This is a genomic window from Duganella fentianensis (assembly GCF_009857835.1).
GTDB classification, from domain to species: Bacteria; Pseudomonadota; Gammaproteobacteria; order Burkholderiales; family Burkholderiaceae_D; genus Rugamonas; species Rugamonas fentianensis.
The window spans coordinates 635,993-652,639 of sequence record NZ_WWCL01000004.1 but is presented as its reverse complement, the minus strand read 5'-3'; the positions used below and the strand labels follow the sequence as shown (position 1 = coordinate 652,639).

Here is a 16,647-nt window from a genome sequence, read left to right as displayed (position 1 = left end):
AAGGAAATTACAAGCATGCATAAAAATAATGCAGAGACGACATCTGCGCAGTTCTGCACCGCATGTGGAGAAAATTCCTGCCGGAATCGTCAGCGCGGTGGATTTCTACACATTTTTTGTGGATAACTTTGTGCGCAACCACCCATGACTTTTGCAAAGCACTTGATTTATAAGGAGTTTTTACCGCTGCACAGGAATTTAGCAGGGTGATTTATCGTTTAAAATCAGTGCTATACATGCAATATTTAGGGCAATCTGTACCGTGTGACGGCTGTATGACGGCTTTCTAGCCATGTGGATAGCTATGCACAGCCACGAACGCGTTAAAATCCCGCACTAGCCGATTTTCCCCGTCCACCGGACACCCCTCGCTGTCGCCACTATGAATTCTGCCGATACTGCCGCCCCGCCCAGCGCTCCCGTCATCAGCGTGAGTGCCCTGAACCAGGCCGTGGCCCGATTGCTGGAACGCTCTTTCCCGCTGACCTGGATCAGCGGCGAAGTTTCCAACTTCACCCGCGCCAGCTCGGGCCACTGGTATTTCACCCTCAAGGATGATGCGGCGCAGGTGCGCGCCGTAATGTTCCGTGGCCGCGCCCAGTACGCCAGTTTCATCCCGCGCGAGGGCGACAAGGTGGAAGTGCGCGCCCTGGTCACGCTATACGGTGCGCGCGGCGATTACCAGATCAACGTGGAAGCCATCCGCCGCGCCGGCGTGGGCTCGCTGTTCGAAGCCTTTCTGCGCCTGAAGGAAAAGCTGGAAGCGGCCGGCCTGTTCCACCCCGAACGCAAGCGCCCGCTGCCGCTGTTCCCGCGCACGGTGGGCATCGTCACCAGCCCGCAGGCGGCGGCCCTGCGCGATGTGCTGACGGCGCTGCAGCGGCGCGCGCCCCATGTCAACGTGGTGCTCTACCCTACTCCCGTGCAGGGTCAGGGCGCAGGCGAGAAAATCGCTGCCGCCATCGATACGGCCTCGCTGCGCAATGACTGCGATGTACTGATCGTCTGCCGTGGCGGCGGCAGCATCGAAGACCTGTGGGCTTTCAATGATGAAGATGTGGCGTATGCCGTCGCCAACTGCCGCATGCCGGTAATCTCCGGCGTGGGCCACGAAACCGACTTCACCATCTGCGACTTTGCCGCCGACCTGCGCGCTGCCACGCCCACCGCAGCGGCCGAACTGGCCGTGACGCCGCGCGCCGACTGGGTGGCAGAATTGCGCGCACATGTGATCGATCTGCGCCGCGCCATGCGCCGTACGGGCAGCGAAGCGGCGCAGACGCTGGATAACTACAGCCACCGCCTGCTCAGCCCTGCCGCCCAGATCCGCCAGCAGCGCCTGAAACTGCAGGCGCTGGCCAGCACGCTGACCCATGCCAACCGTGCACCGCTGGCACAGGCGCGCTACCAGATGCAGCGACTGCGAGACCGGCTAGCGGCGCTCAAGCCCGATGTAAGGGCACAGCGCACGGGGCTCGCCCATCTGCAGTACCGCGCCACGCTGGCGCTGGGCACACAACTGAGCCAGCGGCGTGAAGCGCTGGCCGCATGGTCGTCGCAGCTCGCGCTCTTGAATCCGCAGCGCACACTGGAACGCGGCTATGCCATCGTCAGCGATGCGCAGGGCAGCATCGTGCGCGATCCGGCCCAGCTCACGGCGCCCAGCACGATTACACTGCGCGTCGCTGGCGGCAGCGCGCAGGTAGGCGTGGCATCGGTACAGCCGCTGGAATAGGGCGCACCGCATCAGGCGCGCCGCATCAGGCGCAGCGCAAGCAGGCAAGTAGCTCAGGTTGCCGACAGCATGGCCGACATGCCGATCAGGGTAGGATATTTTTCCGTGATCACCAGCGTAGGAATGTGCGCCAGATAGTCGGAGAAGCGCCCCTTCTGTTCGAAGCGGGCGCGGAAGCCGGAACGTTCGAAGAACGCCAGCATGGGCGGCACCACGCGGCCGCCGATATAGATGCCGCCTTTGGCGCCCAGCGTCAGCGCCACATTGCCGGCCACCGTACCCAGCATTTCGCAGAATGCCAGCAGGGTCTCTTCACAGACGGGACAGGTGCGCGCCAGACCACGCTCGGTAATCTGCACGGCATCCAGATCCTGCGCCGTGATGCGGGCCCGCTCGGCCAGCGCACGGTACACCAGCGCCAGCCCCAGTCCCGACACCAGCCGTTCGCTCGACACGTGTTCGTGGTAGCGCCGCGCATAACGCAGGATGTCGATTTCGCGCTCGTTCATGGGAGCAAAAGTACTGTGCCCGCCTTCGCTGTCGATGGCGATCCAGCGCTCGCCGGCCGGCACCAGCCCCGACACACCTAGCCCGGCATCGGCGCCCACCAGTCCTATCATGGCGCCCTCGCGCGCCACACCGCCGCCAATCTGGTGACGGTGCGCCGCATCGAGATAGGGCAAGGCACTGGCCAGCGCCTTGAAATCGTTCACCACCACCAGCGACTTCAGGCTGAACTGCGAGCACACGGCTTCGATGGAAAACGACCAGTGGTGATTGGTCATGGTGACCCAGTCGCCGTCGATGGGATTGGCGATGGCGATGCCGGCATAGCGGGCCTGATAACCGCCAGCCGCCACCGTGGCCGGCTGCGACAGATAGGCCACCAGTGCCGCCCCCAGCGTGGGGTAATCGGCGCAATCCGTCTCCCACACGGCGACGATGCAGTTGGGCGCCGTCTCCAGCCCGAAACTGGCGCGCCTGCCGCCTACATCCGCCAGCAGGCGGGGGCCATTCGAGAGGTGGATATGTGCGACGGTCTCCATGCTGCTTCCTGTTCTATTTCTGCGGGTACGCTGTGGGGTCAGCTGTTCGCGATTATATGCCAGCACGTGCGTGAAAACGATTTCAAACCGCATTTTACCCACAAAACCATAGCATTTTGCCAGTCCGGGCGGCACAGCATGGACAATTGCCAGTTAGCTCAGCGATTTATGGTAATCTTGCGGCGAAAAGGTTTTCACAAACCGTACTTCCCCATTTCCAGCAGCAGGACATCCCTTGGCAGACAATACGCGACACTCCGGCCCTTCGACTCTGATGGATGTTGCCCGTCTGGCGGGCGTCTCGCCCAGCACCGTTTCCCGCATCCTCAACGGCACGGCCCGGGTCTCCGACGACAAGCGCGATGCCGTACTGGCGGCCATCGACAAAGTGAAGTTCGCGCCCAACCAGATGGCGCAGGGCCTGAAAAAAGGCCGCTCCATGACCATAGGCATTGTGGTGCAGGATATTTCCTCGCCCTTCTTCGATGAAACCCTGCGCGGCGTCGATGATGGCCTGAAAAACACCGGCTATGCTTCGGTGATCGTCAGCGGCCACTGGGATGCCGAGGAAGAAGCCGACCGTATCCGTTTGCTGCTGGCACGCAAGGTCGACGGCATCATCCTGCTGTCGGGCCGCATGTCGGACCAGACGGTGCTGAACTTCTCCGCCCAGCGCCCCATCGTTTCTACGGGACGGGCGCTGCACACGGCCAGCGCGCTGGGCTTCAAGCTCGATAACGAGGCAGGCGCCTATCTGGCCGTACACCATCTGATCGAGCTGGGCCACCGGCGCATTGCCTTCATCACGGGTCCGGCCAACAATATCGATGCCGGCGAGCGTCTGGCCGGCTACACCCGCGCCCTCAGGGAAGCCGGCATCGCGCTCGACGACAAGCTGATCGTGGAAGGCGATTACCACGAATCGAGCGGCATGCTGGCCATGAACCAGCTGTTCGACACCCACCAGCAGTTCACGGCCGTCTTCGCCGCCAACGACCTGACGGCTTATGGCGCGCGGCTGGCGCTGTACCGCAAAGGCATACGCGTGCCGGACGATATCTCGCTGGTCGGCTTCGATGACCTGCCCGGCTCTTCCTACACCACCCCGCCCCTGACCACGGTGCGCCAGCCCCTGTACGACATCGGCCGCATCGCCACCCAGGCGCTGATGCGCATCATTAACGGCGAACCGGCACGGGGCGAAGTGCCGCCGCTGGAACTGGTGGTGCGCGAAACCACGCGGCGCGTACGCTAGCATTTCAGGTTTAGCCACACGGAATTGAAGGCTTTCCTGCAGCGAAAGCGCTTCCGCTTTACAATGCTGGACGTTTCGACAAAAATCACTCCGGTTTTTAACAGCAACTAGCAGCAACAGTCAGCAAACAGTTAGCAACTAACAGCAACCATTAAAGGAATAACAATGGAACATACTCTGCCACCTCTGCCCTATGCCATCGACGCTCTGGCGCCGCACATCTCGCAAGAAACGCTGGAATACCACTACGGTAAACACCATCAAACGTATGTGACCAACCTGAACAACCTGATCAAAGGTACCGAGTTCGAGAACCTGTCGCTGGAAGAAATCGTCAAAAAATCGTCGGGCGGCGTGTTCAACAACGCAGCTCAGGTGTGGAACCACACCTTCTACTGGAACGGCCTGACCCCGAACGGCAAAGGCGCACCAGAAGGCACGCTGGCTGACGCCATCAACGCCAAATGGGGTTCGTTCGACAAGTTCAAGGAAGAGTTCACCAAGTCCTGCGTAGGCAACTTCGGTTCGAGCTGGACCTGGCTGGTGAAAAAAGCCGACGGTACGCTGGACATCGTCAACACCTCCAACGCTGCAACCCCGCTGACCACCGATGCCAAAGCACTGCTGACCTGCGACCTGTGGGAACACGCTTACTACATCGACTACCGCAACGTCCGTCCTAAATATGTTGAGACCTTCTTCAAGCTGGCCAACTGGGACTTCGCTGCTGCCAACTTCGCCTGATCGTCGATCACGCAACAGCAAAAAGGGAGCCACGCGCTCCCTTTTTTTATGCCTGCAATATGCGGCTGCCCCGCTAGCCGCCAGCCCCTAGACGTAAGGCGTGCCGGCCAGCGCCGCCTGCACCGCCGCATGGCCCTGCTCTACCCGCGCCAGAAACAGCGCCTGCGCCTGCGCTTCATCAGCACTGATACGGTAGCGCTGATGCGCCTGCAAATAGGCCGTACTCCAGCAAGCCAGCAACAGGCTGGCCGCCAGCTCGGCATCGGCATCAGGCGCCGCCCGCCCCGCGCTGTGCGCCAGTGCCTGCGCCAGTGCCGCTTCCAGTTCCCCCCGTATCGCCCGCGCTCTGGCCTTGAGCGCTTCGCTGGCGCCCACGGCAACCACAAAACTGGCACTGCGGGCCGAGAAAGCCAGCGCCGGATGCTGTTCCTGCACCAGCTGGTGCGCCAGCCGGCGCAGCGCTTCCAGCGGCGCTACCTGCGGCGGCTTCGCAGCCAAGGCGGCCAGCAGCAGCTCGCGCCCTTCCGCATCGCGGTCGAAGAACATGTCCTCCTTGCGCTGGAAGTGATTAAACACCGTCATGCGCCCCACATCGGCCGCTTCGGCGATGTCATCCACCGTCACCTGATCGAAGCCCCGTTCGATGAACAGGCGGGTGGCGGCATCGGAAATGGCCTGACGGGTGGCTTGGCGTTTGCGCGATCGGCGGTCGGGAGCGGTTGACATGGCGAGATTATACTGGATACAATTTATGTACTGAGTACATTTTCATACTCAGCACACATAAATTCACCATGCCTACCTCTCTCTACATCATCTATGCCACGCTGGCGCTAGACGCCGTCGGCCTCGGGCTAATCTTCCCCATCCTGCCCCGCCTCTTGGAGCAGGTCAGCCAGCAGGGCGAAGTGGCGCCCTATCTGGGCAGCATGACTGCGCTATACGCCGTCATGCAGTTTGTCTTCGCACCCGTGCTGGGCGCCCTCAGCGACCGCATAGGGCGCCGCCCCGTGCTGCTGCTGTCGCTGGCCGGCGCCATCATCAACTACCTGCTGATGGCCTGCGCACCGCAGCTATGGATGCTGTTTCTGGGCCGCGCCATTGCCGGCCTGAGCAGCGCGAACATGTCCGTCGCCACCGCCTACATCAGCGACATTTCCACGGTCGGGCAGCGCGCCGCCCGCTTTGGTCTATGCAACGCCATGTTCGGCGCCGGCTTTATCATCGGCCCCGTACTGGGCGGCCTGCTGGGCGAACACTGGGTGCGGCTGCCCTTCATCGCCGCGGCCGCCCTGAACGGCGCCAATCTGCTGCTGGCGCTCTGCGCTCTGCCCGAAACCCGCACGCCCGGTACCGAGCCGCTGCAACTACACCAGTTCAATCCCCTGTTGCCGCTGCGCTGGGTGCTGGGGCAGCCGCAGCTAGTGCCGGTCACGCTGGTGTTTTTCGCCTTCAGCGCGGCCGGCGAAGCCTATGGCACCTGCTGGGCCCTGTGGGGGCAGGATGCCTTCCACTGGGATGCGCTGCGCATCGGCATGTCGCTCGGTGCTTTCGGCGTCTGCCAGACACTGGCGCAGGCACTGCTGCCCGGCCGCGCCACCCGCCTGCTCGGCGAGCGGCGCGCCATTCTGGCCGGCCTGCTGGGCGCCTGCAGCGCGCTGGCCGTCATGGCCATGGCCAGACAGGACTGGCAGGTATTTGCCGTCATGCCCCTGTTCGCGCTGGCCGGCATAGGCGCACCCGCGCTGCAGGCACTGGCCAGCCGCCTCGTCGCGCCCGAACAGCAAGGCGAATTCCAGGGCGTGCTGGCCGCCGCCGTCAGTCTGGCCTCGATCCTTGCGCCGCTGGGTTTCTCGGCCATCTACATGGCAGTGCGCGCGCACTGGCCCGGCGCCATCTGGCTTTCCGTACTGGCCCTCAATCTGGCCATCATGCCGCTGGTACTGCGCCTGCGCTTCGGCGCACCTGCGGCCTGAGCCCGTGCTCGCTCCTGCCAGCCACAAGAAAAGCTATCGCTGCGATAGAAAACAATTACTTTACAAATGTACTATTCATCTATATAGTTTACTCATCCCAACCCGCTAGGAGCATCAAGATGAGCACCATGAGCAAACAGTTGTTGAGCGCCGCCGCTACCGCCGCATTCGCTATCGCCGCTACGGCCACCACCATTACCAGCGCCTTCGCCCAGACCAGCGCACCAGCCGGCAAAACTGCCACTACCGCCGCAGCCGCAGCCGCCACCACGGCCGCCGCACCAGCCGCCGTTACGGGCGCAGCACTGGCCACCAGCACCCAGCCGGCAGCGCTGACGCGCGAGCAGGTGCAGGCCGCCTATCTGGAAGCGCGCAAAAATGGCACGCTGATCGAGACCGAAGTGGACCTCGACGTGGCCCAGACCCGCAAGCACTACGCGAAATAAGCCGGTTTGCCGTCCAGACCACCCGCCTGCATCGACTCTGACCGTCATCAGCTCGCCGCCACCAGCATGAACCGCCAGCGCCTCTCTGCCCTTCTGCCAGCCACCATCAGCGCCAGCCTGCTCGGCCTGCTGGTGCTGCTGGCCGGGTGCGCCCCGATGGAAGCGGTGCGCACGCAGGCGCAGCCTGTCAGCGCTGCAGCGCTGGATACAGGCAAGGCGATCCGCGCCGCCCGCGCCGACGCCGAATGGCCGACCGAGCACTGGTGGGAGGCGCTGCACGACAGCCAGCTGAATCGCCTGGTCGGCAACGCACTGGAACAGCAGCCGACACTGAAGATAGCGCAGGCGCGCGTGCGCCAGGCCGAAGCACTGGCCGGCATCACCCGCGCTGCCACCCTGCCGCGCGTAGATGCCAGTGCCAGCGCCGACCGCGAACGCTACTCGGCCAATAGCACGGTACCGCCCCCGCTGGCTGGCAACTATGCGTGGAAAGCTAGCGCCGCCGTCACGGCCAGCTACGACCTCGATCTGTGGGGCCGTAACCGGCTGGCACTCAGCGCGGCACTCGATGAGGTGCAGATCGCCTCGGCCGAAGCCCAGCTGGCGCGTCTGACGCTGGCGTCTAGCATCGTGCGCAACTACGTCCAGCTGTCGCTGCAATACACGCTGCACGATAGTGCGCAACAGAGTCTGGCGCAGCGTCAGCGTCTGCTCGATATCAGCCGCCAGCGTCACCAGGCCGGTCTGGCCAGCGAGCTCGATGTGCGCAGCATGGAAACCACGCTGGCGGCAGGACGGCGCGAACTGGAACAGATAGAAGAATCCATGGCCCTGCTGCGCAACCAGCTGGCCGCCCTTTCTGGCAAAGGTCCGGGCGACGGTGACACGATCGCCCGGCCAGTCCTGGCACTCGCCACCGGCCATGAAGGCGCGCTGCCGCCGCAGCTTCCGGCCGAACTACTGGGCCACCGGCCCGACATCGTGGCGCAGCGCTGGCGTATCGAAGCGGCCAGCGCGCGCATCGGCGTGGCACAGGCGGCGTTCTACCCCAACATCAACCTGAGTGCCTACGCTGGCGTGCAGTCTCTGGGCTTTAGCCATCTGCTGGACGGGCATTCGGTCATGGCCGGCGTCACACCGGCCATCAGCCTGCCCCTGTTCGAAGCTGGCCGCCTGCGCAGCCAGTTGCAGGAACAGGGCGCGCTCTACGATGGTGCAGTGGAACAGTACAACGCCAGCATCGTGCAGGCACTAACGGAAGTGGCCAATGCGCTGGTGCGCATCAATTCGGTGCACGAGCAGCAGGCGCTGGCCAGCCAGGCAGTGAACGTCGCCAAACGCCAGCAGCAACTGGCCGAACAGGCTTACCGTGCCGGCCTGAGTGACGCGCAAACCGCCATCAGCGCGCAGCTGACGGTGCTCAATGAGCAGCAGCAGCAGGCAGTCGTGGCAAGCAAACAACTAGAGAACTACACATTGTTGATGACGGCACTAGGTGGCGGCATAAAACTGGAATTGCCATGAAACTAAAATAGTACAATCGGGACTTCTATAAGATAGCAGAGGAGTAGGCAATGAGTAGTTTTGCAGCGACCACAAAGCGCTTAAAAAACATCCATGCCCGCATGCCGGAATTCCCGGAAGACCTGATGCGCGTACTGCGCATGACCTACCACATCCAGAAACGGATGAAGGACCTGAGTAACGCGGCACTGCGCAAATATGATCTGGTGGACGCCAGCTATATGGTGCTGGCCGTGCTGTACGGTTCCGAGGATGAAACCTCCACCGCTTCCACGCTGGGCGAAGCCTGCATGGAAAAACCGGCCAACCTCACCCGCGTCTGCAACGATCTGGAAGCACAGGGCCTGATCACCCGCGGCAACCGTCCCGGCGACCGGCGCTGCGTGATGATCAAACTGACGGACACAGGCCGCGCACTGGTGGAAAAAGTGCTGCCCGAAGTGTATGGCACTACCACCCGCGCCTACGACGGCTACAGCCCCGTGGAACTTAAACTACTTGAAGACCTGCTGCGCCGGCAGCTGAATAATCTGGAAGCGCTGACCTAGCGCACACGCAAACACATGAACCCTGCCCCCGCCGCTGCCCATCAGAACACCAGAACAGCAGAACCGCGCGGGGCAGCGGCCCGGCTGGCGGCATGGTGCGCGGCCGAAAGCCGCAACTGGTTCAACAGCGAAGGCGAACGCTGGATCTTCGTCGCCCGCACCCTGCTCGCTTCCTACTGCGCGCTGTGGCTGGCGTTCCGGCTCGGACTCGACGCCCCCTACTCGGCACTGGCCACCAGCGTTATCCTCGCGCTGCCGAATAGCGGCATGGTGCTGGAAAAAGCCTTCTACCGTTTTCTCGGCACACTGGTCGGCTGTACGGCGGCCCTGCTGCTGGTAGCCCTGCAGCCGCAATCCCCCATCCTGCTGTATCTGGGCGTGGCACTGTGGATAGCGCTGTGCACCAGCGGCGCCGCCATGCACCGCAACCAGCAGTCCTACAGCTTTGTACTGGCCGGCTATACCGCCTGCATGATCGTGGTGCCGGCCATCGATGCGCCCGAACATGTGTTCAATCTGGCCGTCACGCGCGTGACCGAAGTCGGGCTGGGCATCATCTGCGCCGCCGTCATCCACGATGTGGTGTTCCCGCGCCGCCATGCGCGCAATGTAATGCGCACCGTGCAGAACCGCTACACCAGCTTCATCACCTTCTGCACGCAGGTGCTGGAACAGCGCCTCACGCCGGCCGAAACCGAGCTGGCCCACCTCAAGTTCGCTGCCGATATCGCCGCGCTGGAATCGGGCCGCGCTGCCGCCTTCTTCGAGGCTGGCGATGGCCGCGCGCGCACGCGCCAGCTGCATGCCTTCAATGCCGCCTTCATGACCGTGCTGACCACCTTCTACACCCTGCACCGGCTGATTCACCGCCTGCACGGCGCCGCACCCGAACACGCGCAGAGCATACTGGCACTGGTGCAGCCTATCCACAGCCATCTGGCCAGCGCCATGTCGCAAGATCTGACGCCGGCGCGCATGACCGCCATGCGCACGCAGCTGGCCAGCGACATCGCCACCGCACGCTACCAGTTAAACCAGCTATCGGCGCACAGTCCCATCGCACGCGCCCAGCAGATCGACTTCGATACCACCATCGAACTGCTGGAGCGCTATGTGCGCGACCTCGGCGACTTCATCGCCGTCTACCACGGGCTGACGCAGGAGAAGCGCCAGCAGGTCAGCGATCCCGGAGCCTACACGCCGAAAACTCCGCCCGCCATCGTGCTGGCCAGCGGCGTGCGCGCCGCCAGCACCCTGCTGGTAACTGTGGCAGCGTGGTACTGGCTGGCCTGGCCGCAGCTGGGCAATGCCATCGTCATCGCCACCATCTTCTGCGCACTGGCCTCGTCCTCGCCGCGCCCCACGGCCATGATCAGGCAGGTGCTGATCGGCTTCGGCATCGCCGCCCCGCTGGCCTTCGTCACGGAATTCTTCCTGCTGGCACGCGCCAACGATTTTGTCACGCTGGTGCTGGCCACCATGCCGGTGCTGGCACTGGGCGCCTATCTGCTCAGCGGCGCACGCTGGGCCGGTGCCGGCATAGGCATCTGCATGTTCTGCGCCACCCTGCTGATACCGGCCAACCTGATGCACTACGATATGGAGAATTTCATCAACAGCGAACTGGCACTGCTGCTGGGCGTGGTGGTGGCCTACCTGATGTTCAGCGTAGTGCTGCCCGAGCACACCATGGGCCAGCGCGACCATGTGGCAGCCGCACTGTGGCGCGAAGCCTCGCGCGCCTGCAAGGCCCCCATGTTCCGCCTCAAGCGCCGCTACGACAACCGCGTACGCGACCTGCTCAGCCAGTTGAATGCCGCTGCCGGTCCGGCCCCCGGCGCAGAAGTACGCGCCATCGTCAGTCAGGGGCTCACCCTGCTGGAGCTGGGCCACGCCATTATCGACCTGCGCTTATATATTGCGCAGGCGCCGGCAGGTGCTGCCCGCACGGCACTGCAAACACTGGTCAGCCAGCTGGCGCGCTACCTGCAGGCGCCCGACCACGCGGCCGCTGCTGCCACGCTGCAGGTCACGCTGGCCACCGGCACGGCCGTGCGTACCGAACTGGCCGCCGCGCCGCCAGACCAGCAGCTGGCATTGCAGGCCACCCTGCCCGATTTACATGCCATCTACACTTCACTGCAAGATCAGCTCAGCACAGGAGAAACCCGCCATGCCCCGTGAAATCGATCTGTTCGGCGTCCTGATACCGGGCGTACTGCCGGTCTTCCTGCTCAGCATGGTGCTACAGGGCGTGCTCGATCACGCCCTCAGCCATCTGGGCGCCTACCGCCATAGCTGGCATCCGGCGCTGGCGCGGCTTTGCCTGTTCGTCTGCATCTTCAGCGCCCTGCTGATCACCCTTTACCAGTAACCAGCCACCTCCCTGCCCCCGAGAGTACAACGTGAACGCTACAAGAATCTTCCGCTATTTTCTGACTTTGCTGCTGCTGGGCGCTGCCCTGTGGATGGGCCATGCCGCATGGGACCACTACATGGCCTCCGCCTGGACGCGCGACGGCCGTATCAAGGCCGATGTCGTCACCATCAGCGCCGACGTGGCCGGCACCGTGACGCAAGTGCTGGTGCATGACAACCAGCTGGTGCAGAAGGGCGACATCCTGTTCACCGTCGATCAGGCGCGCTACCGCAATGCCGTCACACAGGCGCAAGCCCTGCAGGCGGCGCAGCAGGTGGAACGGGGCCGGCGCAGCAAGGAAGCCAGCCGGCGTGCAGCGCTGGATAGCGCCATCATCTCGGCGGAAAGCCGCGAAACGGCGGCCTACGCTGCCGATACGGCCGGCGCCCAGTATCAGGCTGCACTGGCGGCGCGCACGCTGGCCGAGCTGAATCTGGAGCGCACCGTGGTGCGCGCGCCTGTTACGGGCTATGTCACCAATCTGAATGTGCATGCAGGCGACTTCGCCGCAGTGGGCGCTGCCAAGCTGGCGCTGATCGACGCCGCTTCGTACTACGTGGTGGGATATTTTGAAGAGACCAAGCTGCCGCTGCTGAAAACGGGCGACACGGTAGAAGTTCAGCTGATGAGTGGCGCTGCCGCGCTACACGGCCATATCGCCAGCATCGCCCATGGCATTACCGACCGCGATGCCAGCACGGGTCGCGAGCTGCTGGCGGACGTCAATCCTACCTTTAACTGGGTCCGGCTGGCACAGCGCGTGCCAGTGCGCATCGCGCTTGATCCGTTGCCGCAGGGGCTAGAACTGGTGGCTGGTACCACCTGTACGGTCATCATCCGCACTGCAGCGCAGCCGGAACCAAGGGCAGCAAAACGGCCGCAGGCCTGAACGGCCGGCTTATTTCTCGGGACTGAGGTGGGTCAGCGCGTAGCTCACGTGCTGCCACCAGTGCTCGCGCGACTGTACGGTGCGCAGGCACTTCTTGTCGATTTCGCCTTTGAAGACAGGGTCGGCGCACTGCTTGGTCGCCAGCGCATTGCGCTGGTTTTCCGCATTGCTTAGCGCCAGCGTGAGCCAGACCACCAGCGCCAGCGCCAATGCAGCCAGACTCCACGCCAGATGGTTGATATACGCCCATTCGAACAGGTTTTCGATGATAGGTGAAGATTCTTTATAGATCTTCATCACCTGCCCTTCGACGGCTTTCTGTTCGTCGCTAATCTCTTTCATACTGACCCCGTCTGGCGTTGCGCTGCTTTTACGCAGATGATTACTCGGTAACTGCTGGCTTACTTCTTGGCCGCGCGCTCTTGCAGCGACTTGGCGATCAGGCTGTCGGCCACGGCAAACATGGCAGCGTGTGCAGCCGGTACCGAAGTCAGGCCATGGCCTGCCACGGCTGGCGAGGTGGTGTAATGACCGTCGATCACGATGGCTGGTACGCTATCGAGCTTATACAGGTTAGCCATTTGCACGCCGCGCTTCATGCGGGTTTGAACGCCAAACGAGTTAAAAGTTTCCAGATATTTGGCTTTGTCTATGCCGTTTTTCACCACGAAGTCCAGCACCAGCTGGTCCGTGTTCAGGCGGTTGCGCTCCACGTGAATCGCGCGGAACAGCTTTTCGTGCATGCCGTTACCCAGTGCGTTCATCGCTTCCAGCGTGTAGAAGGCCTTGGCCTGTGCATCTTCACCGAGGTGCATGCGGCGGAACACGATCTTGTCGCCCTGCTTCTTCACCCAGTCGGCCAGCGGCACATCCAGCGCGTTGCAGTGCGGGCAGTGGTACATGAACACTTCCAGCACTTCGACTTTCTTGCCCGTGTCCGGGCGGCTAGGCGCGTTGACGGTATTAAAATCCAGACCGTCTTTGAAATCGGCGGCATAGGCGCCGCTGGCAGCGGCCATGAAGGCGGCAGTGGCTAACAGGGGGCGCAGAAAGCTCAGGAAACGCATAGTAGTCCTTGTTCAAGATAGGTGGCAAACGCGGGCAGATTACCACCTTTTTCCCTGCCCGCAAATTAACCGAAAATTAAGGCTTGCCGGCGGGACGGTGCTGGCGTGCCGTTTCCAGCTTTTCGCACAGCACGGCAATGCCGTCGGCGATGCGCGGCGTGGCCCGCACCAGTAGCTCGCTATCGAGCATGAACAGGTTGCCCCGCTTGACGGCCTCCATGGCCGTGACCTTGCGCCAGATCTGGATGCCGGATTCGGTATCATGGCGCTGGCCGCCGATGATGGCTTCCGGATTGGCCTTCAGCACCGCTTCGCTGCTCACATTCGGCGCCGGCACGCGTTCATCGGCAAACACATTCTGGCCACCGCACACGCGCATGGCGTCGCTGGCGATATGCTCGCCATTCAGGGTATAGATGGGCTTTTCCCAGATCTGGTAGAACACCCGCACTACCGGGCGGCCTGCATAGCGGGCGTTCAACGCGGCGATTTTCTGCCGGTAGTCCTGCGCGGCCGCCTGCGCCACAGCGTCGGTGCCCATCAGCTGGCCCAGACGGGTCAGACTGGTGGCGACCTGCTCCAGTTTCTTCGGTTCGCTGTAGAACACCGGCACGCCGAGGCTCTTCAGCTGTTCGATCTGGCGTGCCGTGTTCCCGCTCTGCCACACCACCAGCAGATCGGGCCGCAGCGCCAGCACCCGCTCCAGATCGATCTGTGCATCGCTACCGATCAGGGGCAGGCGCTTGGCCGCTTCCGGATAGTCGCTGAAGTTCATCGCGCCCACCACCCGCTCGCCCCCGCCTGCAGCGAACAGCAGCTCGGTGATGTGCGGCGCCATGGCGATCACCCGCTGCGCCGGCTTGGCCAGCGTCACGCTATTGCCGGCATCGTCACGTACCGTGATGGCCGCCTGCGCGGCACCGGCGGCCATCATGCCGGCACTGGCGCCCAGCAGCGCCAGCTTGCGGAGGTAAGGGAGGTAGGCGTAGGTCTTCATGGGCTAGCTCAGAAGGTGTAACGCGCAGACAGCTTGAATTGACGGCCATCAGCCGGATAGATCGCACCGTTGCAGTCGAAGGCCTGCGAGTAGTAGTGCTTGTCCGTCAGGTTCAAACCCTGCACTGCCACTTCCCACTGGCCGTACGTGCGTGCATAGCGGGCATCGAACGTGGTGTAGCTCGGAATGCGTGCGTTACACTGGTTGGTGAAGTCGTTACCAAAGCGCTGGCTATCGACCCACTGGGCGCCCAGATCAGCCGTCTGGCCGCTGACTGGCGTCCAGCTAATACGTGCACTCAGCGTGTTCTTTGGCACCAGTACCATCTGCTTGCCGTTGTTATTGCCTTCGGTGAAGCTGGCATCCACGTGCTGGTAGTGGCCGTTCAGCGTCCAGTCGGCGTTGATGCGCTGTTCTGCATCGAGCTCGAAGCCCTGACGGCGGGTCGGCGCCAGATTGACATTGGCGTAGACCGACTGGTCGTAGAAGATCTCGTTGACCAGCTGGTGACGGAACACGCGCGCCGTCAGTTTCTGCAGCGCGCTGGCGTAACTGGCACCCAGTTCAAGATCGTGCGACTGCTGCGCTTCCAGCGGCTGATTTTTCTTCTGCGGGTAAGCATTTTCGTCCGAGGTAGCCAGACGGTAGCTCTGGCCAGCCTTGCCGAATACCGTGGTATGCGCCAGCGGCATATAGCTGGCCTGCAGTTCCCATGCATTCACCGCCTGCACCGCGCTGTAGGCCTTACTGCCATAGCCGAACGGATCGCGGAAGTTCTTGTCGAACAGTTCGCGCCGCACACCTGCCGAAATACGGCCCTGATGGGCTGCATCGAAGCGCAGTTCATCGCGCAGATAGATGGCCTTGGAGTGCTGGTTGGCGTCAGCCGAATAGCTGCTCGTGGCCACCCGGGTCCAGTACATCAGATCGACGCCGGCTACCGTCTCGTTGAGCAGACCAGCCACATTGCCCAGATGGCGCACACGCGGCGAGAACTGGGTCTGCTTGCTGTCGTACTCCATCACATACAGGGATGGGCTGTAGTAAGTGCCCTTGCTGTGCTTCTTACGGTAGGACAGATCAGCCGCCACGTCATAGGCGCCAAAATGGCGCTGGCCGAAGACAGTCAGGCGGTCGCTATCGAGGCTGGCGGCGTCGTTGGGCGTACTGGCCTGACGCGGATTGCTGGCGAACTGCTGGGCCGTCAGCGAACCGGGCAAGCCCATGTCCTGACGCGCGCCCTCGTAACGGAAGCCGGCCCGGCCCGCGTCATCGAACCACTGTGCGCCACCGGCGAACTGGGTCTGCTTGAATACGTTGTTATCGCGGTAGTTGTCGGTACGCTGGGTATCGAGCGTGGCATCGGCCGCAAAGCCCTCCCATGCGTGCGCACCGGACAGGCGCAATTCGCCCGCGCCGAACTGGCCGCCTTCCACAAACATCGTGCCACGGCGGCTGAACTTCACCGGACGGCGCGTAACGATGTTGACTACGCCGCCCGTGGCGCCATCGCCGTACAGCACACTGGCGCCACCACGGGTGATTTCGATGCGTTCCACGCTGTCGATAGGAATGGTGGACAGGATGGCATTACTCAGTTCATTTTCCGACAGGCGCACGCCATCGAGCACGATCACCATATTCTGACTGCTATTGGTGCCGAAGCCGCGCAGGTCCAGACTGAAATCGGGGCTGCCGTCGAGGCTCTGGCGGCCATACACGCCGCCGATCTTGCGGATGGCGGCATTCACGTCGCTCACGCCCGCGCGCTGGATGTCTTCGGCATGGATCACCACTGCACCGATAGGTGCCAGCGCCGGATCGGCATCAAAGCGCGAGCCGGTGACGACCACCGGTGCCAGCACCTGCGCAGCAGCGATTTCCTGAGCCAGAGCGGCCAGCGGAGTAAGGGAAGTAAAGCAGAGAGCCACGGCTGCAGCGAGCCGGCGTGGAGGGAATACAGGCATGAGATTCAGTTCCAAAAGAGGCATCCGCCTGCGT

Annotated in this window: 16 protein-coding genes; 10 read left to right on the top strand and 6 right to left on the bottom strand. The window is 63.0% G+C overall.

Annotation, left to right across the window (positions count from 1 at the left end):
* Positions 1–382 precede the first annotated feature (382 nt).
* A complete protein-coding gene (xseA, locus tag GTP23_RS20025) occupies positions 383–1,735 on the top strand; it encodes an exodeoxyribonuclease VII large subunit (protein ID WP_161036713.1) in 1,353 nt (450 codons plus the stop codon).
* Positions 1,736–1,788: 53 nt separating this feature from the next.
* Here the strand turns inward: xseA and GTP23_RS20020 are convergent, their stop codons facing one another.
* On the bottom strand, positions 1,789–2,781 hold the full coding sequence (locus GTP23_RS20020) for a glucokinase (protein ID WP_161036712.1): 993 nt from the start codon (positions 2,779–2,781) through the stop codon (positions 1,789–1,791).
* A 274-nt stretch (positions 2,782–3,055) separates the two neighbouring features.
* On the opposite strand from GTP23_RS20020, the gene GTP23_RS20015 reads away from it, so the two are divergent.
* The gene (locus GTP23_RS20015) at positions 3,056–4,036 is read left to right on the top strand and encodes a LacI family DNA-binding transcriptional regulator (RefSeq protein WP_161036835.1); all 981 of its coding nucleotides are present in this window, start codon (positions 3,056–3,058) and stop codon (positions 4,034–4,036) included.
* A 165-nt stretch (positions 4,037–4,201) separates the two neighbouring features.
* Positions 4,202–4,780 carry a superoxide dismutase [Fe] gene (gene sodB, locus GTP23_RS20010; RefSeq protein WP_161036711.1) on the top strand — a complete coding sequence of 193 codons (579 nt, stop codon included), beginning with the start codon at positions 4,202–4,204 and terminating at the stop codon, positions 4,778–4,780.
* An 87-nt stretch (positions 4,781–4,867) separates the two neighbouring features.
* Here the strand turns inward: sodB and GTP23_RS20005 are convergent, their stop codons facing one another.
* A complete protein-coding gene (locus tag GTP23_RS20005) occupies positions 4,868–5,506 on the bottom strand; it encodes a TetR/AcrR family transcriptional regulator (RefSeq protein WP_161036710.1) in 639 nt (212 codons plus the stop codon).
* Positions 5,507–5,574: 68 nt separating this feature from the next.
* On the opposite strand from GTP23_RS20005, the gene GTP23_RS20000 reads away from it, so the two are divergent.
* From GTP23_RS20000 to GTP23_RS19970, 7 genes are all read left to right on the top strand, one after another.
* The gene (locus tag GTP23_RS20000) at positions 5,575–6,756 is read left to right on the top strand and encodes a TCR/Tet family MFS transporter (protein WP_161036709.1); all 1,182 of its coding nucleotides are present in this window, start codon (positions 5,575–5,577) and stop codon (positions 6,754–6,756) included.
* Positions 6,757–6,875: 119 nt separating this feature from the next.
* Positions 6,876–7,202 carry a DUF4148 domain-containing protein gene (locus GTP23_RS19995; protein ID WP_161036708.1) on the top strand — a complete coding sequence of 109 codons (327 nt, stop codon included), beginning with the start codon at positions 6,876–6,878 and terminating at the stop codon, positions 7,200–7,202.
* 66 nt (positions 7,203–7,268) lie between these two features.
* A complete protein-coding gene (locus GTP23_RS19990; protein WP_161036707.1) occupies positions 7,269–8,726 on the top strand; it encodes an efflux transporter outer membrane subunit in 1,458 nt (485 codons plus the stop codon).
* A 50-nt stretch (positions 8,727–8,776) separates the two neighbouring features.
* A complete protein-coding gene (locus GTP23_RS19985) occupies positions 8,777–9,274 on the top strand; it encodes a MarR family winged helix-turn-helix transcriptional regulator (RefSeq protein ID WP_155434691.1) in 498 nt (165 codons plus the stop codon).
* A 15-nt stretch (positions 9,275–9,289) separates the two neighbouring features.
* Positions 9,290–11,458, top strand: a complete 2,169-nt coding sequence (locus tag GTP23_RS19980) for an FUSC family protein (protein WP_161036706.1) — start codon at positions 9,290–9,292, stop codon at positions 11,456–11,458.
* On the top strand, positions 11,448–11,648 hold the full coding sequence (locus tag GTP23_RS19975) for a DUF1656 domain-containing protein (RefSeq protein WP_161036705.1): 201 nt from the start codon (positions 11,448–11,450) through the stop codon (positions 11,646–11,648). Before GTP23_RS19980 ends, GTP23_RS19975 begins: the two co-directional genes overlap by 11 nt.
* A 31-nt stretch (positions 11,649–11,679) precedes the next feature.
* Complete coding sequence (locus GTP23_RS19970) at positions 11,680–12,582, top strand: efflux RND transporter periplasmic adaptor subunit (RefSeq protein ID WP_161036704.1); 903 nt, start codon at positions 11,680–11,682, stop codon at positions 12,580–12,582.
* A 9-nt stretch (positions 12,583–12,591) separates the two neighbouring features.
* On the opposite strand, the gene GTP23_RS19965 is transcribed toward GTP23_RS19970, so the two are convergent.
* From GTP23_RS19965 to GTP23_RS19950, 4 genes are all read right to left on the bottom strand, one after another.
* The gene (locus GTP23_RS19965) at positions 12,592–12,924 is read right to left on the bottom strand and encodes a hypothetical protein (protein ID WP_161036703.1); all 333 of its coding nucleotides are present in this window, start codon (positions 12,922–12,924) and stop codon (positions 12,592–12,594) included.
* A 59-nt stretch (positions 12,925–12,983) separates the two neighbouring features.
* The gene (locus tag GTP23_RS19960; protein ID WP_155434687.1) at positions 12,984–13,649 is read right to left on the bottom strand and encodes a thiol:disulfide interchange protein DsbA/DsbL; all 666 of its coding nucleotides are present in this window, start codon (positions 13,647–13,649) and stop codon (positions 12,984–12,986) included.
* Between the two features lie 76 nt (positions 13,650–13,725).
* Positions 13,726–14,646, bottom strand: a complete 921-nt coding sequence (locus GTP23_RS19955; protein WP_371866952.1) for a cobalamin-binding protein — start codon at positions 14,644–14,646, stop codon at positions 13,726–13,728.
* 8 nt (positions 14,647–14,654) lie between these two features.
* A complete protein-coding gene (locus GTP23_RS19950) occupies positions 14,655–16,613 on the bottom strand; it encodes a TonB-dependent receptor (protein WP_161036702.1) in 1,959 nt (652 codons plus the stop codon).
* Positions 16,614–16,647: the final 34 nt, after the last annotated feature.